Source organism: Shimia ponticola (genome assembly GCF_007995215.1).
GTDB lineage: Bacteria > Pseudomonadota > Alphaproteobacteria > Rhodobacterales > Rhodobacteraceae > Shimia_B > Shimia_B ponticola.
The window spans coordinates 57,747-73,348 of sequence record NZ_VCDK01000007.1 but is presented as its reverse complement, the minus strand read 5'-3'; the positions used below and the strand labels follow the sequence as shown (position 1 = coordinate 73,348).

At 58.4% G+C, this 15,602-nt stretch carries 19 protein-coding genes; 12 read left to right on the top strand and 7 right to left on the bottom strand.

Annotation, left to right across the window (positions count from 1 at the left end):
• A complete protein-coding gene (locus tag FE702_RS17100) occupies positions 1-1,101 on the top strand; it encodes a TrbL/VirB6 family protein (RefSeq protein WP_147127554.1) in 1,101 nt (366 codons plus the stop codon).
• A gap of 149 nt (positions 1,102-1,250) precedes the next feature.
• On the opposite strand, the gene FE702_RS18920 is transcribed toward FE702_RS17100, so the two are convergent.
• On the bottom strand, positions 1,251-1,799 hold the full coding sequence (locus FE702_RS18920; protein ID WP_255449723.1) for a methyltransferase family protein: 549 nt from the start codon (positions 1,797-1,799) through the stop codon (positions 1,251-1,253).
• Positions 1,799-2,434, bottom strand: a complete 636-nt coding sequence (locus FE702_RS17090; protein WP_147127552.1) for a cation efflux transmembrane domain-containing protein — start codon at positions 2,432-2,434, stop codon at positions 1,799-1,801. Before FE702_RS17090 ends, FE702_RS18920 begins: the two co-directional genes overlap by 1 nt.
• Before the next feature lie 72 nt (positions 2,435-2,506).
• Between FE702_RS17090 and FE702_RS17085 the strand changes: the two genes are divergently transcribed.
• The 3 genes from FE702_RS17085 (at position 2,507) to FE702_RS17075 (ending at position 4,219) form a co-directional block, all read left to right on the top strand.
• Positions 2,507-2,923, top strand: coding sequence for a MerR family transcriptional regulator (locus FE702_RS17085; RefSeq protein WP_147127551.1), 417 nt, complete (start codon positions 2,507-2,509; stop codon positions 2,921-2,923).
• A 240-nt stretch (positions 2,924-3,163) separates the two neighbouring features.
• The gene (locus FE702_RS17080; RefSeq protein WP_186827144.1) at positions 3,164-3,607 is read left to right on the top strand and encodes a methyltransferase family protein; all 444 of its coding nucleotides are present in this window, start codon (positions 3,164-3,166) and stop codon (positions 3,605-3,607) included.
• Positions 3,608-4,219 carry a TetR family transcriptional regulator gene (locus tag FE702_RS17075; protein WP_147127549.1) on the top strand — a complete coding sequence of 204 codons (612 nt, stop codon included), beginning with the start codon at positions 3,608-3,610 and terminating at the stop codon, positions 4,217-4,219.
• A gap of 21 nt (positions 4,220-4,240) precedes the next feature.
• Here FE702_RS17075 and FE702_RS17070 read toward each other — a convergent pair whose 3' ends face one another.
• Complete coding sequence (locus FE702_RS17070; RefSeq protein ID WP_186827143.1) at positions 4,241-4,783, bottom strand: Crp/Fnr family transcriptional regulator; 543 nt, start codon at positions 4,781-4,783, stop codon at positions 4,241-4,243.
• A gap of 77 nt (positions 4,784-4,860) precedes the next feature.
• Between FE702_RS17070 and FE702_RS17065 the strand changes: the two genes are divergently transcribed.
• The 6 genes from FE702_RS17065 to FE702_RS17040 all read left to right on the top strand — a co-directional run bounded on the left by FE702_RS17065 (position 4,861) and on the right by FE702_RS17040 (position 8,080).
• Entirely contained in the window at positions 4,861-5,457 is a 597-nt protein-coding gene (locus FE702_RS17065) for a Spy/CpxP family protein refolding chaperone (RefSeq protein WP_147127547.1), read from the top strand.
• 65 nt (positions 5,458-5,522) lie between these two features.
• Positions 5,523-5,858 (top strand): hypothetical protein, encoded by a 336-nt coding sequence (locus FE702_RS17060; protein ID WP_147127546.1) that lies wholly within the window; start codon positions 5,523-5,525, stop codon positions 5,856-5,858.
• A gap of 58 nt (positions 5,859-5,916) precedes the next feature.
• A complete protein-coding gene (locus FE702_RS17055) occupies positions 5,917-6,384 on the top strand; it encodes a DUF411 domain-containing protein (protein ID WP_147127545.1) in 468 nt (155 codons plus the stop codon).
• Positions 6,384-6,848, top strand: coding sequence for a c-type cytochrome (locus FE702_RS17050; protein ID WP_147127544.1), 465 nt, complete (start codon positions 6,384-6,386; stop codon positions 6,846-6,848). The genes FE702_RS17055 and FE702_RS17050 overlap by 1 nt, the downstream gene beginning before the upstream one ends.
• A gap of 12 nt (positions 6,849-6,860) precedes the next feature.
• Positions 6,861-7,205, top strand: a complete 345-nt coding sequence (locus FE702_RS17045) for a copper resistance CopC family protein (protein WP_147127543.1) — start codon at positions 6,861-6,863, stop codon at positions 7,203-7,205.
• Positions 7,202-8,080, top strand: a complete 879-nt coding sequence (locus FE702_RS17040) for a CopD family protein (protein ID WP_147127542.1) — start codon at positions 7,202-7,204, stop codon at positions 8,078-8,080. The genes FE702_RS17045 and FE702_RS17040 overlap by 4 nt, the downstream gene beginning before the upstream one ends.
• Before the next feature lie 4 nt (positions 8,081-8,084).
• Here FE702_RS17040 and FE702_RS17035 read toward each other — a convergent pair whose 3' ends face one another.
• Complete coding sequence (locus FE702_RS17035) at positions 8,085-8,372, bottom strand: metal-sensitive transcriptional regulator (RefSeq protein ID WP_147127541.1); 288 nt, start codon at positions 8,370-8,372, stop codon at positions 8,085-8,087.
• A 132-nt stretch (positions 8,373-8,504) separates the two neighbouring features.
• On the opposite strand from FE702_RS17035, the gene FE702_RS17030 reads away from it, so the two are divergent.
• Both FE702_RS17030 and FE702_RS17025 read left to right on the top strand, forming a co-directional pair.
• Complete coding sequence (locus tag FE702_RS17030) at positions 8,505-9,293, top strand: MauE/DoxX family redox-associated membrane protein (RefSeq protein WP_147127540.1); 789 nt, start codon at positions 8,505-8,507, stop codon at positions 9,291-9,293.
• A complete protein-coding gene (locus FE702_RS17025) occupies positions 9,293-10,069 on the top strand; it encodes a DsbA family protein (RefSeq protein WP_186827142.1) in 777 nt (258 codons plus the stop codon). The genes FE702_RS17030 and FE702_RS17025 overlap by 1 nt, the downstream gene beginning before the upstream one ends.
• 151 nt (positions 10,070-10,220) lie before the next feature.
• Here FE702_RS17025 and FE702_RS17020 read toward each other — a convergent pair whose 3' ends face one another.
• The 3 genes from FE702_RS17020 to FE702_RS17010 all read right to left on the bottom strand — a co-directional run bounded on the left by FE702_RS17020 (position 10,221) and on the right by FE702_RS17010 (position 15,274).
• Positions 10,221-12,455 (bottom strand): type IV secretory system conjugative DNA transfer family protein, encoded by a 2,235-nt coding sequence (locus FE702_RS17020; RefSeq protein WP_147127538.1) that lies wholly within the window; start codon positions 12,453-12,455, stop codon positions 10,221-10,223.
• On the bottom strand, positions 12,448-14,607 hold the full coding sequence (locus FE702_RS17015; protein ID WP_255449722.1) for a relaxase/mobilization nuclease domain-containing protein: 2,160 nt from the start codon (positions 14,605-14,607) through the stop codon (positions 12,448-12,450). The genes FE702_RS17020 and FE702_RS17015 overlap by 8 nt, the downstream gene beginning before the upstream one ends.
• A 91-nt stretch (positions 14,608-14,698) precedes the next feature.
• The gene (locus FE702_RS17010; RefSeq protein ID WP_186827141.1) at positions 14,699-15,274 is read right to left on the bottom strand and encodes a helix-turn-helix domain-containing protein; all 576 of its coding nucleotides are present in this window, start codon (positions 15,272-15,274) and stop codon (positions 14,699-14,701) included.
• Positions 15,275-15,602 lie beyond the last annotated feature (328 nt).

Here is a 15,602-nt window from a genome sequence, read left to right as displayed (position 1 = left end):
ATGAGCATCGTCACCTTCTTTGTCGAGACAGCAGATGGATATCTGGAAGACGCGGCAGAGACGCAGTTCGGCGCGGTTGCGACAACGGTAGGCAGCATCCTTCTGGTCTCGATCACGCTGTTGCTAATCTTGGTAATCATCAACATGGCTTTTCAGGTACGTTCAATGGACGGTCGGACAGCCTTCTGGTTGGCTGTCAAACTCATACTTGTCGGTGTTTTCGCGACCAATTGGATCCAGTTCAACGCTTTATCGACGGCAGTGCTTTCTGGCATCGACAGTATCGCAGGAGCGCTGGTCGCATCCGTTGGCGGCGGCACGCCAGGGCCATCAGGCACATTTGCAGAGGCGTTCGACGGAATAATTGCGGAATTCTCGGAGTACCTAAACACCATCGGTGACGGTATGCACTGGATGGCTGGAGCGGTTATGGGCGTCGTTGGGACCGTGCTCCTTTCGCTTCTTGGTGGGCTCGCCGCATTCTTTTTGATCGCAGCACGCCTAATGATTGCGCTTCTGGTTGGGATCGCTCCAATCATGATCTTCCTGACACTCTTCGATGTGACCAAGGACTATTTTGCACGTTGGCTATCGGCCTTGATTTCGTTCGGAATCTATCCCGTCGTTATCGCAGGGGTGTTCGCCACAATCATAGGTGTCTCAAACGCTATGATTGCCGAACTCGGCGACCCGGATAGCGCCTCAACGATCGGAGCGGTTGTCCCCTTCTTCATGATGATTTTCATGGCGAAGGGCTTCATAATCGCGACGCCATTTCTTGTTAGAGCAATCTCCGGAAACATTGTGATGCCTGCGCTTTCCAGCGGATTGGCAGGTGCCTATGTCTTCGGCAGAGCGGCTTCAGGCAGTCAGCAAGCTTACAATCGCTACAACGTTGGCACGGCCTCCGCGATCGAATACGCCGCTTTACGCGGACGGCAAATTCTTGGACTTCAGAGCATGCCAAACCGAGGAGGGCCTTCGGTGCCGGCAAACAACTCTGCACCAGCTAATCCTCCTCCGGCTTCAACTGGAACTGCAGCACGTATGGAAGCTCAGAAAGCTCGGGCACAACGGCTGGCCGATGCAAAGAAGAGCTAGGCGGGACCCCGTCTGATAGTGGCAAGCCTCCACCGAACTGATCGCCGAAACGGACCTTCAAGCAGCTCGCGGCGAATGGCGGCGAAGAGCCCAGATTTACCAAGATGCCGCACCATCGCGAAGGTCTGCTTTTGTACTTCGGTGTTTGCCTATAAGAACCGTCGGACCTTTGCACTGTAGTCTTCAAAGGCAGAACCGTATTGCTCCTTTAGCCATGGTTCCTCGGCGAATGGCGCGGCTATCAGAACGGCAACTCCGGCAAAACCAAGTAGTGCCACTCCAAACGACGCACAGAGCAAAACCCAGCCGACAATCATTGCTATATCGGCCACGTACTGTGGGTTGCGAGAATAGCGGTACATGCCGCCTGTCCGAAGCGACCCTTTCGCGCCGCCAGTCTGGGCGATCCCAAACTGCGCAACCTCTGACCAGACGATAATGTTGCCCGCAACGATCAGTGGCATACCAACACCAAACCGCAGCCAGGTCGGTATTGGCAGGCTTCCCCAATTCTTGACCCCAAGGATGAGCAGGATGCCGAATAATGTGAAAGTCGGAACCCAAACAAAAATTGGTGTTGCCTTGCTATAGCGTTTTGGCGGCCAAAGGCGGCGCTCAGGATAAGCGATGGACCAAAGTATCGCCGCCAGTGTGCCTACCGCGATTACAAGACCAACAACGATCAAAACCGCCTGCATCATACTTCCACATGCTCATGGTCGGTCATGCCCCGCCGTTCTTCCAAAGATTGGCGCACAATTTGAAAGGCCGATGACAGAAACAATCCAGCCATAATAGTTGCCACGATCAGGTCAGGCCAGCCCGTTGCCGTGCCCCAAACACCAAGAGCTGCAAACATCACGGCCACATTCCCTATCGCGTCATTGCGCGAACACAACCAGACCGACCGGACATTGGCATCACCGTCCTTGTAACGCACCAACAACAAGACGCTTGCCAGATTGGTAAGCAGAGCAAGAAGACCGACGATCCCCATAATTTCTGCAGTGGGTACGCCGACATAAAAGACGCGATATACCGTTGATCCAAACACCCATAGGCCCATCAGAAGAAGGCTGACGCCTTTGAACAGTGCCGCATTCGTGCGTGCACGAAGCGAGGCCCCGATGACCGCAAGCGAAATGCCATAGGTCAGCGCATCGCCCGCAAAGTCGAGTGCGTCGGCTTGCAGCGCTTGAGACTTGGCTAGATGGCCTGCGGTCATCTCGATAAAGAACATCGCCGCGTTGAGCGCGATGACGATCCACAGCCGCCTTTTGTAGTCATTCGAAACGCCGTCAAACTTGGCATCATGTCCGCAGCAACCAGCCATGGGAAACCTCTTTCATCTTTGGTTGCCCATAGTGTAATCTCTCTAGTGACTAGAGGTTCAAGAGGTATCTTCATGTTTTCCATCGGCGAGCTTTCAAAGCGCACAAAGGTCAAGGTTCCGACCATACGATACTATGAAGAAATGGGGCTTTTGCCCGAAGCTGAGCGCACAACAGGCAACCAACGTCGATACGACAAAGCTGGATTGGAGCGACTGAGTTTTATCCGGCACGCTCGTGATCTTGGGTTCTCCATAGAGGCCATCTCATCTTTGATCAAACTCCAAGATCATCCGGATCGGTCTTGCGAGGCTGCAACGGACATTGCCACGTCTCAACTTGAAGAGGTACGTGCGAAGATCAAACGTCTCAGAACACTTGAAAAAGAACTCAGCCGAATATCCAAAGGCTGCGACGGTGAAGGCGTAGCCGGAGATTGCTACGTATTGGCGTCATTGGCTGATCATAACCTGTGCGACCGCGAACATTAGAAACCGCGAATGCCGACGTTGGATTGTCGAGAACAAATGGCAGGTTTGTCCCCACCGTTCACCCAACCAGACCCAGTCGCTGCTGCACCGCCGCAAGTCCGTTCTGAGCCCAGACCTCCCAAGTTTCTCCAGAGCAGCGAAGTTCGGCTTTCGATTTCGTAAGTGTAAGTGATGGGTGAGGAGCTTGACAGTAAAATAATAAAAACTATTTTTTATTATTATTCAGCTTTGGAGGTGAAAATGACCCGAATGATCCCGCCAGTCCTGTTCTTGATTTTGCTGGCCGCTCTTGCCCCACTTTATGTGTACCACCCGACCACACTCGTGATGCGCTCTGATGCGGCCATGCCATGGGATGTGCCGCTGGCCTTAGGCGTTACAGTCCTTGCCTGGGCCTTTCTGCACTTCAGAAACAAGGATGCAGAAATCCATACGTTCAAACAGCCCAAAGCGCTGATCACGGACGGGCCGTTCCGGTTCAGCCGCAATCCGATGTACCTTGGGTTCTTCCTGCTTTTGCTGGCCGCTGCATTCTTTGTGAATACGTGGTGCGCGCTTCTGGCGCCGCTCGCCTTTCTCTTGGCCGCCATGTTCTGGTACATCCCCCATGAAGAACGTCGCATGCGCTCGTCTTTTGGGGCAGCCTATGACGATTATGCATGGACAACGAGACGATGGATCTAAGTGGCACGACCGAAGCCAGATACCGATAAGATCAAAGCTCGCCTGATTGTCGAAGCTGAAAAGCAACTGGAGCAATCAGACGGGCGACGATTGGTTCTGTCGGATTTGGCGGAACGTGTGGGCATGTCGCAGTCCTACGTCCACACGTTCTTTCCCACCAAGTCAGATTTGGTGCGGGCTTTGGCCGCGAAGTGGTTTGATGAAGTCGAAGCGGTGTCCCGCGATGCAGCGCGGAAAGATCAGTCTGCAGAGGAGCGATTGGAAGGCTGGCTCTTGGGCATTCTTCGGATCAAGCGGGACCGGTTCGATGCAAACCCCAAGCTCTTTCGGGCCTATCTCGAACTCGCAAGCGCGCATATGGATCTGGTTCAGTCCCATGTCGCCGCGCTGCGCAGAGATTTGGAAACGATCGTTACTGGCTTGGTTCCGTCTTCGCAGGCATCTGATGCCGTGGACCTGATCGAAAATGCGACCCTTTTGTTTCGTACACCGCAGAATATCGCCGCCTACAGAAGCCGGGCCACGGACAACGCCGCGCGGTCGGTTTGTAAATTGATCATCGCTTATATCTCATCCGAAGAGTTCAGACGAAAAGCGCCGCAAAAGGGATAGGCCGACATTGCTGGAATACAATCAATTGCAGCTTGTTGCTCGACGCTTAGCCAATTCGCGATACAAAGCGGGTGGAGAGACACCAATCCAGTCTGCGACATGCACCCATCCGCCGGCGTCTGGGGGAGCATAGAGTTCGAGGTAGGCATCCAGCCGGTCTGACACTTTCCGCAGGCGCATGATCTCGATGCGGGTGCGCATTTTCTGTAATTCCTTTGCTGTCCGCTCAAAGGCTCTGATAGCGAGGCGGTCCGATGCAGCAGCGTTTTCCAGGTCGCTCAGCACTTGGGCTTTGGGGAGAAGGGAGACGGTCGTTGGTGTGTTGGCCACTGCATCGCAGTGATAGTGATCTGCGAAAAGCGAGGCTTCGGCCACCAATTCTCCAGCATCTGCCATGTGCAAGGTCAGTAACCCGCCATCTTGCAATGGACGGCGCAAAGAGACCCGCCCTTCACGAACGAGGAACGCCCATTCCACCGGGTCTTCCCGTCGAAACAGAATGCCGCCGTCTTCCAGCTTGCGCGTCGGTGCGCCTTCAAAGCAATGGAACCAGTGATTAGACATGATCTCTATCATGTTCTGAATGCCGCATTCCGTGCAATCCCTTTGCCTGACAACTGCCTCAATCAAGGAATTCAAACATGGCTTTCAGGCGCTTTGCACTTCTTCTGGTTCTTTTGCCCAATGTGGTCACTGCCCAGACCCATTCTGGGGGTCACAGCCCATCGCCGTCGGTCTATGCCGGTGAGGAAACACGCAGGATCAAGTCCTTGTCCGAACAGGATCTGGACGAAATCGCGCGTGGCGGCGGATGGGGGCTGGCGCGTGCTGCCGAGCTCAACGGCGTGCCGGGGCCAACGCATCTCTTGGAGCTTGCCGATGACATCGGCCTGACGGCCCAGCAACACAGCGAGATCGAAGCCATCCGCGCACAGATGCAGGCAGACGCGATCCAGGCCGGAGAGCGGTTCTTGGCAGCGGAACAAGCGCTCGATCTGGCCTTTCAACAAGGCGTACCGGATGCCGCCATGCTGGAGCGACTGGTGCAAGAGGCAGGCGGCGCGCGGGCGGCTTTGCGTCTTGTTCACCTAAATGCGCACCTTTTGACCTTGCCTTTGCTGACCGAAGACCAAGTCAGCCAGTATTCCATCCTGCGCGGGTATTCGGCTGATCCCTGTGCAAGCGTACCGCAAGGCCATGACCCTGAGATGTGGCGCAAACACAATGGCTGTGACTGAGCGGGTTTGACGGCGATACATCCCTGTGACTTGTCAAAGCCCAATACCCCCAGTAGGTATTTGGCATGTTTCGTGTGATCCTCTCGATCTTGCTTGTTGTGGCTTTTACGGGTGCCTCCCTGGCCTCCGTGATGCATGACGTGAACCATGGGTCGGATCACGCGGGGCACCATGCAGACATGATACATGGCGATGTTCCGAGCGATTCAGAGCAGGCGCTCGCCGAATGCTGTGATGCCGTCAACGGCAAAGGATCAGCCTCTTGTTTTGGCGATCTCCTGGCAGGTGCGATGGTTGCGCCAATTTCTCTCACCGCGACGGTGACTGATAGTTCTGCGGCCTCCGAGTTGAGTTTGATCGGGCGGACACTGGCTGTCCCAACGGGTCCTCCGAAAGTTTGAACCTTAACGGGCGCTGGCTCGCATTCCGTTCAACTTTCCAACAAAAGGACCGATCAACATGATCACACGTCGTTATTTTTCCGCTCTTTCCGCAACCGCTCTGATGGCTGCGGCCCTTCCCGCACGGGCGGGCACGCCGATGCATGTGCTGACCGCACCCAGCTGCGGATGCTGCCACGCCTGGGCTGATCTCGCCCGCGCACGGGGCTATGCGGTGACCACCGAAGAACTCACCGATCCCGAGGCGCAGAAATCCGCACGCGGCGTTCCGCTTGAGCTCGCGTCTTGTCACACGGTTGAGGCCGATGGTTACGTCTTCGAAGGCCATGTGCCCTTTGAGGCCTTGGAAGCGGTGCTGCGGGACAGGCCAGACATCAAGGGGCTGGCGGTTCCCGGTATGCCCATGGGCTCGCCCGGCATGGGCGACGATCCAAGCGCCCGCTATGACGTGATTGCCTTTGGTGGCGCGGCTGGGGCCGGAGCGGTGTTCTACCGCGCGGGGATGGCACAACCGTTCGACGTCTGATGGTGACGCGCACAAACCTGTTGGTGACCGGCGGGCTTGCGCTTGCCGGTCTGGCCGCAGTGATCGTGATGGCCGGGTCGTCCGATGCGACCGGCCTTCTGACGCCTGATGACGCAGACGCGGTCGCGCTTGGGCAAAGCCTCTATGCAGAGCACTGCGCAGCTTGCCATGGTGCGCGGCTGGAAGGGGCCCCGAACTGGCAGATACGCGACGCGGATGGCTTGCTTCCCGCGCCGCCTCATGACGCGACGGGCCATACATGGCATCACGACGATGAAACGCTCTTTACCCTTACTAAATACGGGCTGGCCGGGCTGATGGAGAATGCACCGCCCTCGGGCATGCCAATCTATGACGGCGTGCTCAGTGATGCGGAAATCATCGCAGTGCTGTCCTTCATCAAATCGACTTGGCCGGAGGATCTGCGTGCCTATCACGATGAACTCAATGCCCGGTCCGAATAGAGGAAACCCAAAATGATTAGAAAAACGCTTCTTGGCTTGGTGGTTGCAATGACCCCGATCCTTTCTGCGGCGCATTCCAAATCCGAAGCCACCACGCCCGGCGATGGGGCCACTGTTTCAGAGGTGCCCGAATTGTCTATGCGCTTCGATGATCCGATGCGCATTATCTCCGTCACGCTGACCGCGGGGGGCGCAGATATCGCGATCGAACGCGAAACCGGGATGGAGCCTGCCGAAGAATTCCGGGCGATGCCGTCAGAGGCACTCGCGCCGGGAGATTACCTTTTCGAATGGCGCGGCATGGCCTCAGACGGGCATCCCATGCAGGGCAGCTTTTCCTTCACGGTGACTGAGTGACCGGACTGGCCCCCATCGACGGTCTTGCTGTTTTGGCTATCTTGGCCAAGGCGCTGGACTATGGCGCGGCGCTCATGGCGATGGGCGGCGTGCTGTTTGTCGCCTTTTTCGCCGGCCGGGCTGATGCGTCTGTGCTGCGCCTTGCCCGGCGTCTGGCCATTGCTGCCGCGCTGATTGGCCTTGCCGTGCTGGCCCTGCGCTTTGGCATCCGCGCGGCCCGCATCTCTGGCATGGGGTTTGAGGGCGCAACGGACCCAATGATGCTTGGCTTTGTCTGGGAAAGCCCGCTTGGCACCGCCGCGATTTGGCGTGGGCTTGGCTGGGTGGCGATACTGGCCATCCTGATCCCCCGGGTCGGCCAATGGATTGCTTTGGCGGGCAGCCTCGCCGTTGCGGTTTCCTTCGCACAGGTCGGGCATACTCTGGGAGCGCCGAGGGCCGCTTTGGCAATCTTGCTGGTGCTACACCTTCTGGCTGCCGCGTTCTGGGTCGGTGCGCTTGCGCCTTTGCGCCGCGCGGCTCTGTCGCCGGACGGCGCCGGTGTGCTGCACCACTTTGGAACAGTTGCGGCCTTTGCGGTCGCTATCCTGATTCTTGCAGGCACGGCGCTTGCCTATCTTTTGTCTGGATCGCTGGCCGCGTTGTTTGGCACCGCATATGGCTTGGGGCTTTTGCTCAAGGTCGCGATTGTCGCTGCCCTGCTTGGCCTCGCCGCGTTGAACAAGGTCCGCTTTGTTCCCGCACTGCGCGCTGAAAAACCGGGGGCAGAGCGAACCCTTCGGCGGTCGATTTCCTGGGAAATGTTGGCTGTTGTCCTGAACCTTTTGGCAACCGCAACCATCACCAGCGTGACAACGCCGCCTGTCAATCTCTGATCAACTAACCGCGCGCCTTGTCGAGCAACTCAAGCAATTCGGTGAACTTGGCCCGTTGATCTTCGCGATCGCCTGAGGCGAGCGCATCTTCGATGCAATGCGCGGCATGATCATCGATGACGAGCTTCTCAACACCCTTGAGCGCCGCACGCACGGCCGCGATTTGCGTCAGGACATCCACGCAATAGCGATCTTCTTCTACCATCCGGGCGATTCCACGGACCTGCCCTTCAAGGCGCTTGAGGCGTTTCAATGTGGCGTCGCGGTTCTCGTGCATGGAATCTTTTTGCATCGGGGGACTGGCAAAGTCGAGGGGTGCGGCCTCAGAGGTGGTCTCTTGAACATATACCCCATGGGGGTATATAGGACAGAAGCCGACTACGCAAGCTTTGCCCCAGAACACCGCCCCGAAACGGAGAGACCAATGCCCAAGGACACCCGCGATGCTGCCAACATCCAAACCGATCCGGTCAAAGCCGCCACCGGCAAAACAGCGGTGCTCTATCGGATGGCGCTCCCTGACCACCTCTGCCCCTCTGGCCAAAAGGCGCGCTGGCTTCTCGAGCGGCAAGGCTATGACGTGGATGACCGCCTGTTCCGCACCCGCGCCGAGGTTGACGCCTTCAAGGCCCAGCATGGCGTGCAGACCACGCCCCAGGCCTGGATCGAAGGCGAACGCGTTGGCGGCTACACTGACCTGCGCGAAAAGCTGACGGGATGGGACCCGAAGGCGACCACCTACCGTCCTGTCTTGTACCTTTTTGCGGTCGCGGCCCTGACAGCGGTGGCGCTGTCGATCGGGTTCCTCGGCACGATCACTTGGCAGACGCTTGGTTGGTTTGTGTCGGTCTCCATGATCCTCCTCGGTATGCAGAAGCTGCGCGATATTGAGGGGTTCACGACAATGTTCCTGAACTACGATCTGCTCGCGCGAAAATGGGTACCCTATGCCTATATCTACCCCTTCGTGGAAACCGGAGCGGGTATTTTGATGACAGGCATGATGCTGACCTGGCTCTCTGCCCCTGCTGCTTTATTCGTCTCGACAATCGGCGCTGTCAGCGTGTTCAAAGCGGTCTACATCGACAAGCGAGAGCTGAAATGCGCTTGCGTCGGCGGAAACTCGAACGTCCCGCTGGGCTTCGTCAGCCTGACCGAAAACCTGATGATGATGGGGATGTCTGTCACTATGCTGATCCTGTTCGTAACCTGATGGTGGGCGAAACAAAGTTGAAGCGGCGGGCGATGCTGGCTGGCGGAGCTATCGCCTTGGTGGGATGGGTGAAAGGCGTTCCCTATCTCGCCTCGCTCGGACAGCCAGATTTTGAGTTCGAAGAGATACCCGGCCTGTCGCCCTTTCGGCGATTGGGCGGCACAGGCGCCTCTACGCCAGGCGCGGCCATCTTCGCCGGTCTGGACACTAGCCCGAGGGAAACCGAGGCCGATATGGAACTACAAGCGTTTGTCCGATCAAATCCCTGCGCGTCCTTCTTCGGGGACGCGCCATCCGAAACGGTCCCGGTCGCAATGTTTTCCGATTTCGCCTGCCCGATCTGCCGCGTCATGGATGACCGGCTTGTTGAACTTGAGGCAAACCAGCCCGGGACCTTTCACATCGTGCGCCACCAGCTTCCTCTTTTGGGTGTCGCGTCCGCAGTGGCCAGCCGCGCCGTCCTCGCCGCTGATATGCAGGGCCAATACCGTCAGTTGCACGCACGACTGATGCGAACACCTGCGGTGACGGATGAACGTTTTGTGGCGTCCATCGCAAACGGTCTCGGTCTTGACGCGGATAAGCTGCTCCAAGACATGCAGTCCGATGCCATCGAACGCCGCCTGAAACTGAGCGCAGCGATCGCACAGGTCTTTGGCTTTTTCGGAACCCCCGCATTTGCGGTAGGACGAACCGTCTTCATGGGGGCACTCCCGTCAAATTCGCTTCGCAAACTGATCGAGCAGGAAGAAGGTAATTCGTGTTTGGCAACCTAAGTTGCAAACTCAAATAAGTTCTTTCATGCCCTCGGCGGCACATGAGGCGTTATTGCCAACATTCAAAGAGAAGATTTGGACGCAGCTTTGTCCGCACACCTGACCTTCTGGCACAGAATGTTGAAGGTCCGCTGTCTTTTTGTAGGAGCAACTAGGCCTTGTGTGTGAGCGCTTGTTCTCTGAATTCTGCCTCGATATCCTCTTCATCCCGTACACGATGCTTCGTGATTTCGCCGATGTCGACGCCATCCTCAATGCCCTCGCTCACGGGAGATGTATCACCATCACCTTCTGAATCGGCCTCTGCATCGGCTGCAGCCACAATTGCCTTGCCCGACGCTGCGCCCCCGCCCTGCCCTGCCAGGTCCTCCGCACCAATTTCCGCAAGAGCGGAGATCGTCGATTGGACGGCAGCTTTGGCGTCTGCTCCGTCACCGGCGATCATGTCTGTCAGCTTGAAACTCTGCTGTACCGGAAGGTCTGGCTCAGCCTGATCTGTGGTCAAACCAACTTCGCGAAGCGCCTTCGAACTCTTCTTGCGCCGACTGGTGGTAAGCGTCGTGCCCATGGACGCCGTGGTTTGTGCGGCAGCAATACTTGTTCTATCCATCTTCGACGGAGCTTTGCGGGATGACCGCGCCTCTACGCCTTCCGCTTTGGCCTCAACTTCTTCCACGTGGGGCGCGCCCCTTTCCGTCTGCCCAGTTGCATCATCTCGAGGTTCTTCTGCAGGAGCCACTTCCGGGAACGGCAACTCGCCTGACTGTGCCTTGTGAATGCTCTTGAAGAACGGGTCGTCGAAATACCGAATGCGCTTTGCCCGCACTGGCATCTGGGCATCCACGACCATGACGATGTCATCAAGCGACATGCGCCGGGCTTCATCCTTCGGCAGAAGCGATGTCTCTTCCGTGCGCTCGGACATGCTGCGCCCCTCGAACGGATTGCGGCCGATGGAGCGTGAACGGGTGACCACACGTTTGGTGGTCATGCCGACCGCGCCACTCAACTCCTCGACGGTCTTCTCATCGGACGGTGTGAGATAGAGCTTGATCCCGGCATTCCCCTGCAAAGCGCGGCGGGTGTTCTCGCCGTAGATTTCATCGAGCGCCGGGATGGTCTGGGTCACGATCGCCAGGTGACCGCGATAAGACCGCAAGGTCTCGATGCTTTCGACAACGATTGGCATTTTCCCGAGCCGATTGAACTCATCAAGCATGATCATCACCGGCCAGGGCTCGTCCGGACCCGGCTCCCGATCCTGCAGGGAAGCAATCAAGTCGGAGAAAAACAACCGGATCAGCGCCGCCATGGGGCGCACCATGTTCGGGGCCACAACCAGGTAGACCGAAAACGGCTTCTTGCGAATGGTCCGGAAGTCGAAATCCGACGTGGAGGTCGCGGCATCGATGGCTGGGTTGCTCCACTGATCGAGGCCGGAGGTCATCAGGAGAGAGATATAGGAGGTCAGCGTGTCGTTGTTCGTTGAGGCCATCCGCTCGAAGATCAGCTTCGCCGCCGTGTTCTGCACCTCGTCACGCCGCTTCATGAACTCCTTGCGCTTGTCCCCACCGGACGCCGTGATGCGGTAGATTTCGCCGAGTGTGGGGCGCTTACGCTCGAAGGCAAGCAGGCCCGCCGCAACAAAGAGATCGATCCCGCCTTTGAGCAGGCCGGACGTTCGATCGTTGTCCGTCTGCAGAAAGAGCGTTGCGAGGAGCTGCAGCTCCATCTGCTGCTGGTTGGGATCGCGGAGGCCGGCGATCCTGAGGAGCGGGTTGTAGCGATGCGACCGGCGGTCGTTCCAGTCCGTGGGGGCGAAACGATAGACATCATCCCCCTCTGCCGCCCGGTGTCGGGCCGTCGCCTCGAAATTCTCGCCCTTCACGTCGAGAACAACAGCGCTGCCGCGGAATGTCAGCAGGTTCGGGATCACGAAGCCGGTCGTCTTCCCGCGCCCAGTCGGGGCCACGCAAAGCACATGAGGATAGACGCTGGAGGACAGATACCTGCCTCGCCGCCTGGGCGAGGTCATTTTGCCGAGGATGAACCCGCTCCCCGGCGCCGTGAAAAAGCCGTTGCGCTTCAACTCCCCAGCCCGCTGCCAATGGGTCTTGCCGAACTTCGTCAATGCGGTGCCGGATAGGACCGCGCTCAGGAGCATGCCCGCAAAGGTCGTACCGCCAATGATGAGATTGGCCAGTTGAAAATCATCGGGACGCACCTGACGGAGGCTCAGGTAATTCCTGGCGAGCCACAGAAAATCGATCTCCGCGCGCAAGCCAAGGTCGCGAAACGTCAGGAACGCACTCGCAAAGACATATCCAAACCCCGCACTGAGAAGGGTCAGGAGAATAATGCCGAGCGCGATCCGACCCCTATCCATGGGTCTGGCCTTTCTCGGTGTGGCTTTGCAGGCTCTTCAGGCGCTGCGCGTCATATTCCTCTTCGGCGATCTCGGAGACGACCTCGCGCACGGCGTCACTGTTTGCGGTCGCCTCATCCGACTGCAGGTAGGCTTTCGCGGCGTAGAGCCGGTCCAGCCGGTTGTCGATCACCTCGTCAAGCGCATCGGCATCGCCGTCGCGCAAGGCGGCAATCCTGTCATCGTCAAGAAGGCGCTCGACTTCCGCGCGATAGGCCGCCCTGCCCTCTTCATCGGCAAGAGGTGGATTGATCTTGTCTATGCGTTCATGGGCCACGACGCCCGCAAGGACTGAGTTGTCCGGCAACCTGTGGGTGGCTTCCGCGAGCGCGTCTCGATCGTCCGTTGCGACCTCGCCGCGCCTGGCGGCAAATGTAGCTGCATAAGTTGCTCCGAGACCGCGCGCCAGATGCTCTGGCATGTCGGGATAGCGTTCCCGCATCTCGTTCGCGACGGCCTCGTCGATCTGCAAGGGCCCATCGGACCGCGATAGGATGCGATCAACCTCGGCGTCGATGCGATCCGCTTGTGCCTCGTTAGTGATGCGGATGTTGAATGGATCGCGCGCATCGATCACATCGCTTGGCCGTACCGGCAGATCGGGATGTCGCCGCAGATAGGCCCGTTGCTCCATCTCGAGGCGGGCCTCGGCCCGGATGGTGATTTCATCCGCGCGCTCGGCGATGTCCCCCTCGGACAGCCCCTGCCCGCGCATGCCTTGCCGGATCGCGCGTGCTGCATCATCCACGCTTTCTGCATCGTAATGCATGTCTGGAACATGGGTATCCTCGATGACGCCATCACGGCGCAGCACTTCCGCACGCTCCAGACCTGTCCCGAGGGCGACATGCACCTTGTCGAGCTTGTCGACGGCGACCTTCAGATCTTCGCGGCGCTCAAGATTGAGGTCCTGCGCCTCCGCGATCTTCTGAAGATCGTCGGCATACCATTCCCGTTCCAGGGCCGCCGTATCGGCCCCTTGCTCGATGCGTGCAACGACCGTTTCCGAAGAAATCCCGGTCCCGCGCAAGGCAGTGTCAATCTGCGCCCGGGTCCGGCCCTCGCGCAGCTTCTCCACCAGGCCCGCGTTGATGTTGGCCTCAGAATAGATGCCCGTCTCTGTTGGCCGCTCTATCAGTGTGCCTGAGCGCAATCCGAGCGGCTGCATATGCGCGACCGGCCTCAGCGCCGCCACCATCTGCTTTTGTAACGCCGGGCGGTCGGCTTCGGGGGCCTCCCGGATCAGGGCGGCAACGCGGTTCATCTCATCGGCGAAGCGACTGTTCAGATCGTCGAAACTCTGGTCCTGGCTCATATAGATATCTCCGGTTTGCGGGAGTTTGCCCTGCCGCGCGAGAAGCGCGCTAGCCTTCAGCAAGGCGTCTTCTATGTCTTCGCGATTTTCAGGCGACGCCTCGGCCGCGAGGGATCGATACACCTGGGCGTTTCCAGCGATCTCGCCGAGGGCGCGGTCAAGATCCTCTCCGACCCGTTCCCGCTGGCGAACGACACGCCCCTCTTCTTTGGCGGCATAGACCTCGCGGGTGCGGGGCGGATAATGGGTTTCACCGCGGTCGACGCGCCGGGTCGCCTCGAGACGAACCCCGTATTTCTCCGCCTCTTCAACCATCGCCAGGCGAAAGGCGTCGTAGTTGAAGTGATGATCCCGCCCCAAATAGAAGAACTCGCCTTCCTGCGACCGGCGATTGATCACTACATGGGCATGTGGATGGTCACGGTCTTTATGGACGGCGATCAGGTAGTCGAAATTGCGGTCTTCGTTCTGGAAGAAGCGCTCGCAGACATCGCTGGCAATGTCGCGCACATGAGTGGCCTTGGTGCCGCGTGGAAACGACATCAGGAGATGGCTGGTATGCCCGAGCTTGGGATTGAACCCCTCATCCCACCGCGACGTGAACCGCTCGACCACGGAAGTGATTTCCTCCCCCGAGAGCCGCGTCTTGCCATCATGGACGCCGCGACTGTCGACGATGTGGGAAGACTTTGTTGTCAGATAGGTCAGCTGGTTCTGGAGCTGGGCCTTGGTGTGTGTGCCGCCTGTGCGGATCGGTTTGAAGACCGCGGCACGGTGCCCGTAGGCCGCACGCACCATTTGCGCCCTCCGTGTCCCCAGACCTTGCATCGACCCCCTGATGCGGCTCCAACCCTCGCGAAAGATTTCGCCGGAGACGAGCGTGACGGCATCACTCCGGGACATCTGAGAAGTCCTTCAGTGCCCTGTGGGCTTCAAGCGTCACTTGGCTCACCCGCCGTCGGGCGAGCGCATCGACCTGGTCCGCGAAATCGAGAACGAACCCGGACAGGAGCCGCAGCTGCGTGAGGCTGGGGTCCCCGAAGACCGGTGCGATCCCTTTGGCACGCGCCTCATTCAGCCGCTTGGCAATCTGGGTCACGTTGTTGCCCACGCGATTGAGCGCCGCGCGAAACGACTTGAGCTCCTCGGCGAGGTGCTGGTCGGGTTGAAAGACGCCGTTTGCCGACTGGATGAGAAGGCGAACACCCGCCGACCGACTGGACACTCCGTGCCGTGTGAGCACCTCGTCAAAGCCTTGCAATTCCTCCGGCGTGAGCGTGACACTGACCTGTTTGGTGCGAACGCGCGTGTCCCGGCGTCGGTCTTTTTCAGTCCGGAGCGTGTAATAAACGGTGCGTTCACTGACACCGAACTTTGCAGCCAGTGCCGCGTGCGTCAGACCTTTCAGGCGTTCTCGAACGATCTCCTGACGCTCTTCGGGGGTCAATCTGCGCCGTGACGCCATACTGCAAATACACTCCCTATTTCCTGCCAGTCTCATACAGGCCATCTGGAGTGTCTAATATTATAATATTGAAGTCAATACACGCTCTTTGGCGAATGACGAAAAGATGGCCTGTATTCCGCTTCACGCCGAACGCGTCAGCGTGAGGGCTCCTTCCTTTTGTCACAAGAGTCTCACGTGGCCGGAGAACGCTTTTCATAAAATTGCGCGCTGAGCGCCTTTAGCCCGATTTGGCACCCCTACCCTACCAGAGAGTCTTTATCGACCTGTAGCCCCTCTCTGGCGCCCGCTACGCGCCGCCTGAACTGAAACAATCAGATCGAACCCC

Excerpts from the sequence above, each read along its gene's own strand:
- FE702_RS17010 (WP_186827141.1), bottom strand. The coding sequence starts at position 15,274 with ATGGCGTCACGGCGCAGATTGACCCCCGAAGAGCGTCAGGAGATCGTT.
- FE702_RS17100 (WP_147127554.1), top strand. The coding sequence starts at position 1 with ATGAGCATCGTCACCTTCTTTGTCGAGACAGCAGATGGATATCTGGAA.
- FE702_RS17035 (WP_147127541.1), bottom strand. The coding sequence starts at position 8,372 with ATGCAAAAAGATTCCATGCACGAGAACCGCGACGCCACATTGAAACGC.
- FE702_RS17050 (WP_147127544.1), top strand. The coding sequence starts at position 6,384 with ATGGTGACGCGCACAAACCTGTTGGTGACCGGCGGGCTTGCGCTTGCC.
- FE702_RS17055 (WP_147127545.1), top strand. The coding sequence starts at position 5,917 with ATGATCACACGTCGTTATTTTTCCGCTCTTTCCGCAACCGCTCTGATG.
- FE702_RS17060 (WP_147127546.1), top strand. The coding sequence starts at position 5,523 with ATGTTTCGTGTGATCCTCTCGATCTTGCTTGTTGTGGCTTTTACGGGT.
- FE702_RS17045 (WP_147127543.1), top strand. The coding sequence starts at position 6,861 with ATGATTAGAAAAACGCTTCTTGGCTTGGTGGTTGCAATGACCCCGATC.
- FE702_RS17025 (WP_186827142.1), top strand. The coding sequence starts at position 9,293 with ATGGTGGGCGAAACAAAGTTGAAGCGGCGGGCGATGCTGGCTGGCGGA.
- FE702_RS17070 (WP_186827143.1), bottom strand. The coding sequence starts at position 4,783 with ATGTCTAATCACTGGTTCCATTGCTTTGAAGGCGCACCGACGCGCAAG.
- FE702_RS17090 (WP_147127552.1), bottom strand. The coding sequence starts at position 2,434 with ATGGCTGGTTGCTGCGGACATGATGCCAAGTTTGACGGCGTTTCGAAT.
- FE702_RS17085 (WP_147127551.1), top strand. The coding sequence starts at position 2,507 with ATGTTTTCCATCGGCGAGCTTTCAAAGCGCACAAAGGTCAAGGTTCCG.
- FE702_RS17030 (WP_147127540.1), top strand. The coding sequence starts at position 8,505 with ATGCCCAAGGACACCCGCGATGCTGCCAACATCCAAACCGATCCGGTC.
- FE702_RS17015 (WP_255449722.1), bottom strand. The coding sequence starts at position 14,607 with ATGGTGCGTGCGGCCTACGGGCACCGTGCCGCGGTCTTCAAACCGATC.
- FE702_RS17080 (WP_186827144.1), top strand. The coding sequence starts at position 3,164 with ATGACCCGAATGATCCCGCCAGTCCTGTTCTTGATTTTGCTGGCCGCT.
- FE702_RS18920 (WP_255449723.1), bottom strand. The coding sequence starts at position 1,799 with ATGCAGGCGGTTTTGATCGTTGTTGGTCTTGTAATCGCGGTAGGCACA.
- FE702_RS17020 (WP_147127538.1), bottom strand. The coding sequence starts at position 12,455 with ATGGATAGGGGTCGGATCGCGCTCGGCATTATTCTCCTGACCCTTCTC.
- FE702_RS17065 (WP_147127547.1), top strand. The coding sequence starts at position 4,861 with ATGGCTTTCAGGCGCTTTGCACTTCTTCTGGTTCTTTTGCCCAATGTG.